This window comes from Maricaulis sp. W15 (assembly GCF_001924955.1).
In the GTDB taxonomy this organism is placed as follows: domain Bacteria; phylum Pseudomonadota; class Alphaproteobacteria; order Caulobacterales; family Maricaulaceae; genus Maricaulis; species Maricaulis maris.
This window is the reverse complement of record NZ_LQXG01000001.1, coordinates 305,361-318,952: the sequence shown is the minus strand read 5'-3', so window position 1 is coordinate 318,952 and position 13,592 is coordinate 305,361. Positions and strand designations below refer to the sequence as shown.

Genomic DNA, 13,592 nt, shown 5'->3' with positions numbered 1-13,592 from the left:
CAAGCACGGGCCCTGCCGCCGACCACCGCACCGGTTCAACGCAGCTTGTAGCGTTGCAGCTTGCCGGTCTGGGTTTTGGGCAGCGCATCGACGAAGACAATGGCGCGCGGATATTTGTAGGGCGCGATCGCGGCCTTCACATGCGCCTGCAGCGCCTGTTCGGTGACCGCCGCGACATCACAGCCGGGCTTGAGCACGACAAAGGCTTTGACGATCGTGCCACGCTCATCATCCGGCGCCCCGATGACGGCGCATTCGGCGACGGCCTCATGGGTCAACAATGCCTGCTCGACCTCCGGCGCGGCGATATTATAGCCGGACGCCACGATCAGATCGTCGGCGCGGGAGAAATACCAGAAGCGACCGTCCGCATCGCGGCGATAAAGATCACCGGTGACATTCCAGCCATTGCTGACATAGCCCGCCTGACGCGCATCATCGAGATAGAGACAGCCGGTCGGACCTCGTACGGCCAAGCGCCCGACTTCGCCGTCGGGCAGATCGCGGCCTGCCTCATCAATCACACGTGCCTGATAACCCGGAACCGCGCGGCCGGTGGCGCCGGGATGAATATCCTCACCGGATTCCGAGATGAAGATATGGATCAATTCGGTCGCGCCGATCCCGTCGATCAAGCGAATGCCGGAACAGGCAAAAAAGGCATCCGACGTCGCCTTGGGCAGATGCTCGCCGGCTGAAATCCCCTTGCGCAAGGACGACAGATCATGATCGGACCAGCTCGCCATCAAGGCGCGATAGCCCATCGGCGCGGTGAACAAGGTGGTGGCACGGAACCTTTCAATCGTCTCGCACAGGGCCTCAAAGCCCGGCCGCTCGGGCAAGGCGACGGCGAGACCGAAGCGGGCGGGAAAGACGACGAAGGCGCCCAATCCGAAGGTGAACGCAAACGGCGGCGTGCCGGTGTAAATCTCGTCCGGCGTCGGTGCCAGCGTGTGGCGGGCAAAGGTGTCGGCCATGGCCAGGACGCTGGAATGGAAATGGGCGCAGGCCTTGGGCTGGCCTGTCGTGCCCGATGTGAAAGCCAGCAAGGCGACATCATCGCGGGCGGTGTCGGCATTTTCAAAATGGGTCGGCATCGCCGCCAGCGCGGTCTCGAACGCACTGCCCGGCCCCCAGCCGGTGATCGAGGCCAGGACCGGCACGTCTGACGCGGCCTCGCGGACCGGTTCGACCAGCGCCTGGTCGCACAGGGCAAAGCCGACCTCGCCCTTGGCGATCACCTTGGCCAGCTCACCGGCGCGCAACATCGGCATGGTGGTCACGGCGACAGCGCCGACCTTCATCACCGCATACCAGGCGGCCATCAGATCGATCCCGTTGGGCCCATGCAGCAGGACGCGATTGCCCGGCACCACACCCAGCACCGTGACCAGGTAATTGGCGATCCGGTTGGCCGCTGCCAACAGCTCGGCATAGCTCAGTGAGCAGTCGCCACAATGGACTGCCATGCGCTCGCCCCAGCCTTTCGCGACAGCGCCGTCCAGCAAATCAGCACCGCAATTGAGACGGGCGGGATAGTCCAGCCCGGCGAGGTCAAAACGGAAATCCGGCCATTGCTCGCGCGGCGGCAGGCGATCGCGGGTGAACGGGTCGAGATGACCTGTTGGCTGCATTGTCATCACGTCCTCCCCGACGCGGTTGACGATAATGTCGTGCGGACCTTGTGGTCCGTCTGTTCAGTCCGGCAGGACGGCGGTGGTTTCGATTTCGACCTTGGCCCGCGGCTCTACCAGCCCCTCGACGATGACAAAGGCCATCGCCGGGTAATTGCGTCCCATGCAGGATTTCCAGATCGCGCCGAGCTTTGGTCCGGCGGCGAGATAGTCTTCGCGGTCAGTGAGATAGCCGGTCATGCGCACCACATGTTCCGGGCCGGCGCCCGCCTCGGCGAGCACCGCCAGCGTGTTGACCAGGACCTGGCGGAACTGGTCCGCGAAATCATCGGACACCACGGTCTCGGTCTCGTCCCAGCCGATCTGGCCGGCCACGAAAACCGTGCGTCCACGCGCGACAATCCCGTTGGAATAGCCCTTCGGCCGCGGCCAGCCGGGCGGTTGAAGAACAGCCATCATGCGGCCTCCCTGTAATCGAGCATGCGGGTCCGCAACGCCGCCGGTATCGAGACCGGCTTGTGGGCCGTCTGGTCGATGAAAACCAGGGTCGGACGGGCCACCATCCGGACCTCATCACCACAGCGGGCGGTCAGGGTCAGCCAGATCGACGAGCGTCCGAGATCGCGGACCACGAGTGAGAAGACCAGCGTGTCGTCGAGCCGGCTCGGCGCCTTGAACTCGGCTTCCATATGCGCCAGCGGCACGCCATGCGGCCCCTTCAGGATCATCGCATCAAAGCCATAGCCGACACCCTGTTCGAACCAGTCCTCGATGACCGCATTGATCATCTCGAAATAGCGCGGATAGAAGACGATGCCGGCCGGGTCGACATCGGCAAAGCGGATGCGGCGGGTAATGTCGAAACTCATGGCGCCGCCTCCGCCAGATGGGCGCGGGCGATCACCAGTTTTTGCACTTCCGACGCGCCCTCATAGATCCGCAGGGCCCGGATCTCGCGATAGAGCGCTTCGGGCACACTGCCCTTGGTGACACCCAGACCGCCGAAGATCTGCACCGCGGCATCAATCGCTTTTTGCGCCGCTTCGGTGGCGTAAAGCTTGGCCATGGCGGCCTCGCGCGTCACCCGCGCCGCGCCCATGTCCTTGGTCCAGGCAGCGCGATAGATCAGCAGCGCGGCGGCGTCGATATCGACCGCCATGTCAGCGAGCTGCGTCTGCACGCCTGGCAGGTCGGCGAGCGGGGCGCCGAAGAGTTTGCGGCCACGCGCCCGACGTGTCGCCTCGTCCAGGGCCCGGCGCGCAAAACCCAGGGCGGCAGCCCCGACCGTCGAGCGGAAGACATCGAGCGTCGCCATCGCAATCCTGAAGCCGGCCCCGGCCTCGCCGATCCGGTTGCCCACCGGCACCCGGCAATTTTCAAACCGCAAGCGGGCCAGCGGGTGCGGCGCGATGGTTTCGATCCGCTCGGCAACGACCAGGCCCGGCGTCGCGGCTGGCACAATGATGGCACTCAGCCCACGCGCACCCTCAGCTTCGCCGGTGCGGACGAAGACAACGTAATAGTCGGCAATGCCGCCATTGGAGATGAAGGTTTTCTCGCCGCTGATCACATAATCATCGCCATCCAGCGTCGCCGTGGTCGCGATCGCCGCGACGTCGGACCCGGCCTCCGGCTCGGTCAGGGCGAAGGCGGCGCACAGGGCGCCCTCGCCGGTCCCCGGCAGCCAGGTCCGCGCTTGTTCCGGTGTGCCAAACAGCGAAATCGCGCCGGATCCCAGCCCCTGCATGGCGAAGACGAAATCGGCCAGGCCGGAGCGATAGGCCAGGTGTTCGCGGATCAGGCAGAGCGAGCGCACATCCAAGGCCTCGCTGACACCGCCATGGGCCGCCGGCACGGCATTGCGGACAATCCGCGCCGCTCCGAGTGCACCTCTTATGTCAGCACAATCGGCATCGACATCGGTATGCTCGGCAAAGCCGCTATCACCGAACCGGTCCACAGCCCATTTCGTGACATCACGCGCCAGGGCGCGGTGACGGTCCTCGAAGAAAGGCCAGGCGAGAAAGCTGGTATCGGCCATTCAATTACCCTCGAAGACCGGCTTTTCGCGGGCGACGAAAGCCTTGTAGGCGCGCTCGAAATCGCGGGTCTGCATGCAGATCGCCTGGGCTTGGGCTTCCGCCTCGATGGCCGTGTGCAGGCTCATATCCCACTCGGTATTGAGCTGGTTCTTGGTCATCGCATTGGCGAAGTTGGGACCGGCGGCGACCCGGTCGGCCCATTCGCGGGCCGTGTCCATCAGCTTGTCCGCCTCGACCAGCGCATTGTAAAAGCCCCAGCGCTCGCCTTCCTCGGCTGACATGGATCGCCCGAAGAAGAGCAATTCGCTGGCCCGGCCCTGCCCGATGATGCGTGGCAGGATGGCGCAAGCCCCCATGTCACAGCCCGCCAGGCCGACACGATTGAACAGGAAGGCGGTCTTGGCGGCTGGCGTCGCGATCCGCAGGTCCGACGCCATCGCCATGATCGCGCCGGCACCGACGCAGATCCCGTCCACCGCCGCGATGACCGGTTGCGGACAATCGCGCATCGCCTTGACCAGATCGCCGGTCATGCGGGTGAAATCGAGCAGGCCCGCCATGTCCTTTTCGACCAGCGGACCGATGATCTCGTGGACATCACCGCCAGAACAGAAATTGCCACCGGCGCCCGTCACGATGACGGCCTGGACCGACTTTACATAGACGAGATCGCGGAACAGGTCGCGCAGCTCGGCATAGCTCTCGAAGGTCAGCGGGTTCTTGCGATCGGGCCGATTGAGCGTGATCGTCGCCACCCCGTCCGCGAAGAACCAGAGAAAATGCTCCGGCGCATAGGTATTGGGGTCCATCATCATCTATCCATCCTGTTCGGTACGTAGGCTGTGCATCAGGGTTTCGGTGTGGCTGCCAAGGGCCGCGGCGGTCTCGCCCGGCAGATCGGCCAGCAGCTCGGCCAGCCAGTCGGCATGGGCGCGGGCCATACGGGCGAAGGTCTGGCGCCCGGCATCGGTCAGCTCGACCCGGAAACTGCGCCGGTCCTGTGGCAGCGCCGCTCGGGTCGCCAGGCCGTCGGCGACCATGCGGCTGATCAGGCCGGTGACATTGCCATTGGTCACCAGCAAACGGTCTGACAGCTCACCCATCAACAAACCGTCCGGCGCCCGGTCGAGCGCTGAGAGCGCATCAAAGCGCGACAGGCTGACGCCGAATTCACGCTGGAAGCGGCTGCGCAGTTCGCGCTCGATCAGTGAGACCGGGCGATAGAGACGCAGCCACAGCTTGACCGCCGCGCGCGGGTCCGTCTCCGGATGCCGGGCGGTCCCGTCCATCTCAGATCGCCCCACCGGAGATGGTGATCGCCTGGCCGGAGACCGAGCCTGACAAGGGCGAACACAGCCAGGCGACAGCCTCGGCCACTTCTTCCGCCTGGATCAGCTTGCCTTGAGGATTGGTCTTGGCCAGTTCGGCGATGGCCTCATCGCGGCTGCGGCCGGTCTTGGCCATGATATTGGCGATCGCGTTCTCGACGATCTGCGTTTCGACATAGCCGGGGCAGACCGCATTGACCGTCAAACGCGTGCGGGCATATTCCAGCGACAGCGACTTGGTCAGCCCGACGACGGCATGCTTGGACGCGGTATAGGGGGCAACATAGGCACCGCCGCGCAAGCCGGCGATCGAGGCGATATTGATGATGCGGGCATAGTCGGCCGTCAGCATCGGCCCGATCACGGCCTGGCTGCACCGCACCAGTCCGTCGACATTGACTGCCTGGATTTTCTGCCAGTCCGCCATCGGCGTCTTGTGGAAGGCGGCGGCAGCAGCAATCCCGGCATTGTTGACCAGGATATCGATGGCGCCCGCGGCCGCGAAGGCCTCGGCAACGCTGTCCTCATCGGTTACATCACAGCGGATCGCGCGGGCACCGGCGATGGTCTTGGCCGCGTCCCCAAGCCGGTCCAGCTGGCGACCCATCAGGATGGTTTCGACGCCCATCTCCGCGAGGCGGCGGGCGCAAGCCAGTCCAATCCCGGTGCCGCCACCGGTCACAACGGCCGTGCGGCCCTTCAAGTCACTCATGCCCGAAACTCCGTCTGTTGGGCGCGCTGAAGATTGCGCGCGAGTTGGTCAAAACCGGCGAGATATTGCGGTGGCACATCGACGCCTTTCCAGGCGAGTTCGGCGGCCGCACGCAAAGTCCAGTTGGGATCAAGCAGGTGCGGACGCGCCAGCGCCACCAGGTCGGCCCGGCCCGCCGCCAGGATCGAATTCACGTGATCGGTCTCGTAGATATTGCCGACCGCCATGGTGGCGCAGTCGAGCGAATTGCGGATCTGGTCGGAAAACGGAGTCTGGAACATGCGGCCATAGACCGGGCGCGCAACCGGCGAGGTCTGGCCAGCGGAGACATCGATCAGATCGGCGCCCAGCTCCCGGAAGGCCCGCGCCACAGCGACACTGTCGTCGCCGTCAATGCCTTGGCCCGTTACCCAGTCGGTCGCCGACAGGCGCACCGCCATCGGCTTGTCGGCCGGCCACACCGCCCGCATCGCTTCGAACACTTCCAGCGGATAGCGCAGCCGGTTTTCCAGGCTGCCGCCATATTCGTCGGTGCGCTGGTTGGAGAGCGGGGTGATGAAGCTCGACAGGAGATAGCCGTGGGCGCAGTGCAGCTCGACCATGTCGAAACCGGCCTGAAGCGCGCGTTCGGTGGCCCGGACGAAATCCGCCTTGATGCGGATCATGTCATCGCGGTCCATCTCGACCGGCGTCTGGTTGTCCTGATCCCAGGCGATCGCGGACGGGCCGTAAATAGGCCAATTGCCGGTATCGAGCGGCACGTCATAGCCTTCCCAACCGATCTTGGTGGAGCCTTTGCGGCCGGCATGGGAGAGCTGGATCGCCATCCGGGCGTGGCCGTTTTCGCGGGCGAAATCGGTAATTTTCCGCCACGCGGCAACGTGGTCGTCCGTGTACAGGCCCGTGCATCCCGGCGTGATCCGTGCATCGGCGCTGACATTGGTCATCTCGGTATAAACGAGGCCGGCCCCGCCCATGCAGCGGGCGCCGTAATGGACCTGGTGGAAAGCGCCCGGCATCCCGTCGGTCGCCGAATACATGCACATCGGCGAGACCACGACACGATTGTCCAGCCGCATGTCGCGCAGCGCGAAGGGCGCGAACATGGGCGGGCGCGGATCGACCTTGCGACCGCGGCCAGCAAACCAACTCTCGACACCGGCCAGCCAGTCCGGATCGCGCTCGCGCAGGTTTTCATGGCTGATGCGTTGTGAGCGGGTCAGCAGTGAATAGGCGAACTGTTTCGGCTCAAAACGCAGATAACGGTCGAGATTTTCGAACCATTCCGTCGAGTTGCGGGCGGCGCTCTGGAGTTTGAGCACTTCGACCTTGCGCGCCTCCTGATAATCAACAAGCCCGTCGGCGATCGGCTTTTCAGTGCTGGTCAGCACGTCGGCCAGCATGATCGCATCCTCAAAGGCCAACTTGGTGCCCGAGCCGATCGAGAAATGTGCCGTGTGCGCGGCATCGCCCAGCAGGACGATATTGTCGTGCACCCAAGTCGCGCACAGCACGCGCGGGAAGTTCAGCCAGGCCGAACCGCGCAGATGGCGCGCATTCGACATCAGGGCCTCGCCGTCCAGCCAGTCGGCGAACAGGGTCTCGCAGGCGCGGCAGGTCTCGTCCTGGTCCATCGCGCCGAAGCCGAGCGCCTCCCAGGTCTCCGGCGCACATTCAACGATGAAGGTCGAGGTCCGGTCATCGAACCGGTAGGCATGGGCCCAGATCCAGCCATGCGGGGTTTCGGTAAAGATGAAGGTGAAGGCATCGAACACGCGATGCGTACCGAGCCAGATGAATTTGTTGCGACGGGTCTCGATATCCGGCTTGAAACTGACGGCATGGGCGGTGCGGATTTTCGAGTTCAGCCCGTCCGAAGCGACGATCATGTCGGCATCGGCAAAGCGTGACAGGTCATCACCCGCCTCGCTCTCAAAATGCAGGCCGACCCCGAGTTCCCGCGCCCGGTCCTGCAGGAGGTTGAGGAGGTGTTTGCGACCGATGCCGCAAAAGCCATGACCGCCCGACGTCTCGACCGTGCCACGAAAATGCACGTCGATATCGTCCCAATGGGCCAGGCTTTCGGCGATGGTCCGGGCGCTGACCGGGTCATTGGCCGCGAGATTGTCCATCGTCTGGTCCGAGAACACCACGCCCCAGCCGAACGTGTCGCCGGGCCGGTTGCGCTCATGCACCACGATCTCGCAATCCGGGTCGCGCAGCTTCATCGAAATCGCGAAATACAGGCCCGCAGGTCCGCCACCGACACAGGCTATTTTCATCGTGCGATCCCTCCCGGCGCGCGCGGTTACTTTAGAAGTAAAATATCTCGGCATTCAAGCCCCCGGCAAAAACCCGGGAAGACGCCGTCTATGACCCCGACAATGCCCCCCACGATGAAGCGGCCTTTTTGCCGCCATGCCCCGCATCTGCGTGACAAGCCCGGCGAGATTGTCCAACCTGTCAGGGAAATCACAGGGCCGGGGGATAAAACATGCGTGTTTCCAAGATGGTGAAAGGATTCACCGCATGAGCCTGAAATCATTCGCCCCGCGGATCCTGACCAGTCCGGCCCTGCGCGCCGCCGCCCGCCTCCGGCACACTCTCCAGCGCCGCCTGACCGGCCGAACACGCACACTCCATGCCTTCATCGAACGCGGCGAAGCCTATTCCAACCTCGTGCTGCAAGCCCTGCCACAGCTGGCCGATCGCCACCGGGTCAAGCTCGTCTGGCACGAAGTCGGGCCGCCCGACCGCTCCGCCGCCCCGGAACCGGACAAGCTCGCCGCCTGGTCCGCCGAAGACGCCCGTTACCTGGCCGCCACCCACAATCTCGACCCGGCGCCACAAGCCTGGCCGGACACGGCTGGCCCGGATGCCGGCGAGTCCTTGCGCACAAGGCTTGGGCACTATGGCTCGGCGATGAGCTGGTTTGAGGGGGAATGGTATTGGGGCATTGATCGGCTGCATCATCTTGAACGCCGACTGGGCAGTCGTTCGCCGCTGTTTGCCCCGATCGCCGAACCCGACACGGCGACGGGCGGCCAGCTCGACGTCTTCCTGTCGCTGCGCAGCCCGTACAGCTATCTCGCCGCCATGCGCCTGTTTGCACTGGCAGAATCCTGGCAAGCAGAGGTCCGCCTTCGCCCCGTCCTGCCCATGGTCATGCGCGCGCTGCCGGTCCCGACCAGCAAGCGGCTCTACATCGTCCGTGACTGCAAGCGCGAGGCCGAACGCCTCGGCCTCCCCTTCGGCCATATCGCCGATCCGGTCGGCCCCGGCGTTGAACGCGGACTGGCCGTGCTCGTTGGCGAGATCAATCGAGGTCGCGGCCAGGACTTCCTGCAGGCCTTCATGACGGCGGTCTGGTCACAAGGCATCGACCCGGCCGGCGATGCCGGCCTGCGCCGGATCTGCGACAGCGCTGGCATCGCTTGGGACCAGGCCCGTACCGATCTGGCCGACGAAAGCTGGCGCGACAGTGTTGAAACCAACCGCATCGAACTGTTTGAGCACGGGCATTGGGGCGTTCCGACCTTCAAGGTCGGCGACCGCCTGGCCTTTGGACAGGACCGGTTGTGGCTGGCCGGTCAATGGTTGGCGGAGCGCACGCCCTAAGCCCAGGCGCGCGACAGGAACCAGTAGCAACCCGCCGCCGACAAAAGCGCAATTGCGACGAAACGGCCATGGGTGAAGACCCGGCCGGGAAGCAGTCTGCGCGCCAGCAGGAAGATCAGTCCTGCCATGGCGACAAATACGACCTGACCCAGCTCGACACCGAGATTGAAACCGAACAGGGCCGCAACCTGATCCCCTCGCGGCAGGTCGAGCTCGAGCAGGATACCGGCAAAACCAACGCCATGAATGAGCCCGAACCCGGCACTGAATGCCGGGATGGTGCGTCGGACGTCGCCGCCGGCTGAAAGCCAGGCCAGATAGCTGCCGACAAACACCACCAGCCCGAGCCATACCGGTACGGAGATTGTGCCGACCAGTACGCTGTTCGCGATTGCCATCACCGCCAGCACCATGGTGACCAGGACGACCTGGCGGCGGTCCGGCTTCGCTGTCTGGAAAGCCGCCTCGGCGGCCACGAACAAGATCGAGAAACCGATCAACGCCTCGATCGCCGCGCCCGGCGGATTGATCCAGCCGAGATAGGCCAGGGCGAGGGTGGCGGAATGCCCCAGCGTGAAGCCGGCCGTCGCCAACAGGATTTGCCGCCAATTCGCGACGATCAGGAGCAACGCCAGCAGGAAGGCCAGATGGTCCGGCCCGCCAAGAATATGCGTCACGCCGAGCGAGACATAACGCCCGAGCCGTTGCGCCAGCGGCAGCGCTTCACCGGCCTCACTGAGCCGGGCCAGCGTATTGCCGCGGGTGAGGACGAATTCCTGACGTTCACCGACCTGCATCCGCGCCTGCAGGAAATGCACATGGTTCGGGGAGAAAGGGGAATAGACCTGCACGTCGATCGCGACCGGTCCGCCCCCTGCGCTGCAACGCCAATCCGTGACGCCCTGCAATCGTCCATCAGCCAGCAACCGTACCATCGGGGCGGCGACAAGGTCGCAAGTCCTGTCGCCACGGCGCACTTGCAGACCGTCGGCAAGACGGATGCCGAATGCCGTCTCCAGGCTCGTGCCGCGTGGCATCGTGCCCAGGAAAAGCGTCGCCTGGCGGGCATCGAGCAGAAACTCACCGGTCATCCCGCTTTCGGTCTCGCGCCAGTTCGACACTGAACGACTCCGCTCATGCGCGTGAGCCGGCGCGGACAGGCTGAGGACGACGAGGACAAGCGCGAACAGATGGCGCATCAGTCAGCCTGTATCGCGATGCTGGCGCGGTCCCGCAAATCGGCCAGATAGGATTCGAGCGCGGCTTCCTCGCCCCGCTCGCGCCAAAGCGCCGTCACGGCGTCGCGTTGCTGGTCGAACCCGGCCGGCACCGGATCGACACGCTCGATCACCGTCAGCTGGTGCCGGCGCTCGCCCGCTGTGACAATATCCATGGTCTCACCTGCAGCCAGCGCAAGCGCCGACTGGGCCAGCTCCGCCCCGAGATATCGCCGCAGATCACTGGCGCTGATCAACCGGTCAGGCGGATGTGAGGCCGGACGCATCAACCCATTGCCGGCCGCCGGACCGCTGCGCCAGTCAATACGGAGCAGGACTTCGCCGGAAAAACGCTCCGGCTCCGCCGCGAACAGCGCGCGCAGCTCGGCGTCTGTCGGTTCGAGATCGGCCCGGGCCAGGATCGAGTCGATCATTGCAATGACCACAGACCGGCGAATTGTCGAAGCATTGCGCGGCAGATCAAGCTCGATCGCGCGCTGGTAAAGTAATTCCTCATCGATCAAACGGGCCAGCGCATAGTCCGACGCGTCCTCCGGCAAGACATTGCGGCTGTCGCGCGCCATCGCATCAAGAGCAAGCTGCAGGTCTGCATCGGTAATCAGATGACCATTGATGCGGGCCACAACCGGGCTGACGGGTCGGTCCTGCGACGCCGGCCAGAACAGGCTCACCATCGCCAGCAGGGCACCGGCAGCCGCACCGGCGAGACAATAGGCGCGGGCGTCGGCCATCAGCCTTCATCCACCACATCACGACCAATCGCTTCGCTGTATCCGAGATAGATCGGTGACGACCAGGCACGGTGTTCAACCTCGGCGACACAGTTCTCATCCATATCAACCCGATAGTCACCGAGACAGGGATTGGCGCGAATGCACTGACCGGTCTCATCATATTCGCAGCGGAGCGGATCGGCATTGACCTGACCCGTCGGCTCCTGGATCGCCCGTACGTAGTAAACGGTGTCGCGCCCGGTGGTGGCGAATTCCGTATCGGTAAATTCAACGATGCAGCCCTCGCCCTGGTCGTCGCAGGGCAGGACCAACCAGTCATCCTCGATCAACAGGTCGAGATTTTCGTCGGGCGTGATCTGCGGCCGGATGCGGACGACTTCGATACGGGTGATGCGGTGACGTTCATTGCCGGGATTATAGCATTCGCCCCGACACAATTGCTGCAACCGGTCCGCCGGCAAGCCGCGGACGGCGTAATCCGGACATCCCGGGTCCTGTCGCAAAGAGCCGGCAGCCCGAACCCGGAATACCGGATCGGATTCCGTTTCCGCCTCACCGCCCATCGGGGTCAGCACATTGCCCGCATCGTCGATGCGATCAAACCACAACAATTGGCGCAGACCCGATGTGGCGTAGACATTTCGCGTCTGCAGGGCGTCCCAGATACCATCCCGACTGCGTTCGCCGGCATGGGCGGCAACCAGGCCACCGCCTGTGAAGAAGCTGGACTGGCGTTCGATCTCGGTCAGCTGAAACCCGAGCGTGCGGGTCAACTCTTCGCGCGAGATTGCGCGGGACCGCGGCGGCGCCTCCGGGTCGGATGGCAACAGGCGCTCGGCAATGTCGCGGCTAACGGCACCGCTGGTGTCGGTCATGTAGTGACGCGCATGCGATTTATACCCGATACCCGGCCGGGCCGTGTGGGTGTCGGACGAGCCGATAAAGCCCCAACGGAAACGCTGTGGCTCGTCATCGTCGAAATTGGTGATCGCCAGCCCGTACTGGACCGATGTGGTCGGGTTGAAGTTGAAGGCCGGGAGGAAACAGTCGCGGCACTGGCCGGCATCGAGCCAATCGGCAACGCTTTCGCCCAGCACCGTCAGGTGTGCTGCCAGGCCGACATGCACCGCGTTGACACGGGCTTCCTCGGCCCGGGCCGCACAGTCAACCTCACCCTCCCCAGCGGCGCGGCAGCGTTCTTCAATGATCTGGCCGGCCCGTTGACAGGTCGGCAGATAATCCGCCGTAGCATCCGGACAGACCGGGGCATCGGTTGTCCCGGCATTGGGGCGCCAAGCCCGGTATTCCTCGGCATTGCCGTGACCGGAAAAAATCTCGATCAGCGGAAAGGCCTCGGGTCGCTCGGAGTCGACAAGCTGCTTGTCCCAACTGGTCCCGGGCGGTGTATAGAGCCCCCATGCCGAGCCGTGCGGGATGATGAGTGGGTCGAGCGCCTGGGCTTCAAGACGGGTCACCAACTCTCCGGGCGTCGCCGCCATTTCATAACAATCACGCGGCAGGTCGCCGGACGCGATGTCAGGGTCGCACAGCGGCGTGTCGCGGACCTCCTGCACAAATCGCCCGAAATCATAATAGTCCTGCCGGTTTTCCAGATCGAGAAAGACGATTTGTTGCGGCAGCAGGCCGCGCGCATTGTCCCGCAAGACCCGCACTGTCGTGCCCGCAGCGGCGATTGGCCGGGCCGCAATCTCGTCCGGGTCAAGCGTTCGGAAGATGACATTCTTGTGCCCGTAATGATCCTCCGGAAGCGGCGCCACCTGGGTCCATTCGAACCCCATGAAGGGCACCACGTCGGGAATAATGCCCGTGCTCGACTGGGCTTCGCATTGCTGCATGCTCTGCAGGGATTGTGCCCAGCGTGCCGGCGTCAGCGCCTCGGCATGATCGGTGATCGCCCAGAAATCGAGCGCCGAGCAATAGCGCGCGAAATCACAAGCATCAGCGAGCGGGTTGGCACCTTCCCCACGCAGAAGCGGCAATGCCCAGACGAAGGCGTCGGTCGAGAAGGTCGAATGCACATGCAAATCGCCGAACAGGATTTCGGTCCCCGGATCAACCCCGAGTGCGGCTTGCTGCGCGCGTTGGGCCGAGCGCCGTTCGGCAATGATTTCGGCTGGTATCTCCGTACCGACGATCTCGCCGGGGCCGCGGGTGCGGCCATGCCAACCCTGGAATATGCCGATCACATATATGCCCAGGATGACCGTCAGGACACCGAGCCCGAAAAGGGTCACCCGAAGTACACGCGGCATCACCTTGCCTCCC

12 protein-coding genes are annotated in these 13,592 nt (G+C 64.4%); 1 reads left to right on the top strand and 11 read right to left on the bottom strand.

Going from position 1 to position 13,592, the window contains the following annotated elements:
• Positions 1–35: 35 nt before the first annotated feature.
• Genes AWH62_RS01460 through AWH62_RS01425 form a run of 8 tightly spaced genes read right to left on the bottom strand, consistent with a single transcriptional unit; the run spans position 36 to position 7,998 of the window.
• Positions 36–1,640: an AMP-binding protein gene (locus AWH62_RS01460; protein WP_198928852.1), complete on the bottom strand. Its 1,605-nt coding sequence runs from the start codon at positions 1,638–1,640 to the stop codon at positions 36–38.
• A gap of 57 nt (positions 1,641–1,697) precedes the next feature.
• Complete coding sequence (locus tag AWH62_RS01455) at positions 1,698–2,090, bottom strand: RidA family protein (protein ID WP_075188958.1); 393 nt, start codon at positions 2,088–2,090, stop codon at positions 1,698–1,700.
• Positions 2,090–2,503: a thioesterase family protein gene (locus tag AWH62_RS01450; RefSeq protein WP_075188674.1), complete on the bottom strand. Its 414-nt coding sequence runs from the start codon at positions 2,501–2,503 to the stop codon at positions 2,090–2,092. Before AWH62_RS01450 ends, AWH62_RS01455 begins: the two co-directional genes overlap by 1 nt.
• Complete coding sequence (locus AWH62_RS01445) at positions 2,500–3,675, bottom strand: acyl-CoA dehydrogenase family protein (RefSeq protein WP_075188673.1); 1,176 nt, start codon at positions 3,673–3,675, stop codon at positions 2,500–2,502. The genes AWH62_RS01450 and AWH62_RS01445 overlap by 4 nt, the downstream gene beginning before the upstream one ends.
• Complete coding sequence (locus AWH62_RS01440) at positions 3,676–4,488, bottom strand: enoyl-CoA hydratase family protein (RefSeq protein ID WP_083634947.1); 813 nt, start codon at positions 4,486–4,488, stop codon at positions 3,676–3,678.
• 3 nt (positions 4,489–4,491) lie between these two features.
• On the bottom strand, positions 4,492–4,965 hold the full coding sequence (locus AWH62_RS01435) for a MarR family winged helix-turn-helix transcriptional regulator (protein WP_075188671.1): 474 nt from the start codon (positions 4,963–4,965) through the stop codon (positions 4,492–4,494).
• 1 nt (position 4,966) lies between these two features.
• A complete protein-coding gene (locus AWH62_RS01430; protein ID WP_075188670.1) occupies positions 4,967–5,716 on the bottom strand; it encodes an SDR family NAD(P)-dependent oxidoreductase in 750 nt (249 codons plus the stop codon).
• On the bottom strand, positions 5,713–7,998 hold the full coding sequence (locus AWH62_RS01425) for a bifunctional salicylyl-CoA 5-hydroxylase/oxidoreductase (protein WP_075188669.1): 2,286 nt from the start codon (positions 7,996–7,998) through the stop codon (positions 5,713–5,715). Before AWH62_RS01425 ends, AWH62_RS01430 begins: the two co-directional genes overlap by 4 nt.
• A 247-nt stretch (positions 7,999–8,245) precedes the next feature.
• Here AWH62_RS01425 and AWH62_RS01420 point away from each other — a divergent pair, with 247 nt between their 5' ends.
• Positions 8,246–9,334 (top strand): 2-hydroxychromene-2-carboxylate isomerase, encoded by a 1,089-nt coding sequence (locus AWH62_RS01420; RefSeq protein ID WP_075188668.1) that lies wholly within the window; start codon positions 8,246–8,248, stop codon positions 9,332–9,334.
• On the opposite strand, the gene AWH62_RS01415 is transcribed toward AWH62_RS01420, so the two are convergent.
• The 3 genes from AWH62_RS01415 to AWH62_RS01405 are packed head-to-tail and all read right to left on the bottom strand — an operon-like array spanning position 9,331 to position 13,579.
• Complete coding sequence (locus tag AWH62_RS01415) at positions 9,331–10,533, bottom strand: HupE/UreJ family protein (RefSeq protein WP_075188667.1); 1,203 nt, start codon at positions 10,531–10,533, stop codon at positions 9,331–9,333. The two genes, AWH62_RS01420 and AWH62_RS01415, sit on opposite strands and share 4 nt — an antisense overlap.
• Complete coding sequence (locus AWH62_RS01410) at positions 10,533–11,303, bottom strand: hypothetical protein (protein ID WP_075188666.1); 771 nt, start codon at positions 11,301–11,303, stop codon at positions 10,533–10,535. Before AWH62_RS01410 ends, AWH62_RS01415 begins: the two co-directional genes overlap by 1 nt.
• Positions 11,303–13,579, bottom strand: coding sequence for a DUF3604 domain-containing protein (locus AWH62_RS01405; protein WP_158025530.1), 2,277 nt, complete (start codon positions 13,577–13,579; stop codon positions 11,303–11,305). Before AWH62_RS01405 ends, AWH62_RS01410 begins: the two co-directional genes overlap by 1 nt.
• Positions 13,580–13,592 lie beyond the last annotated feature (13 nt).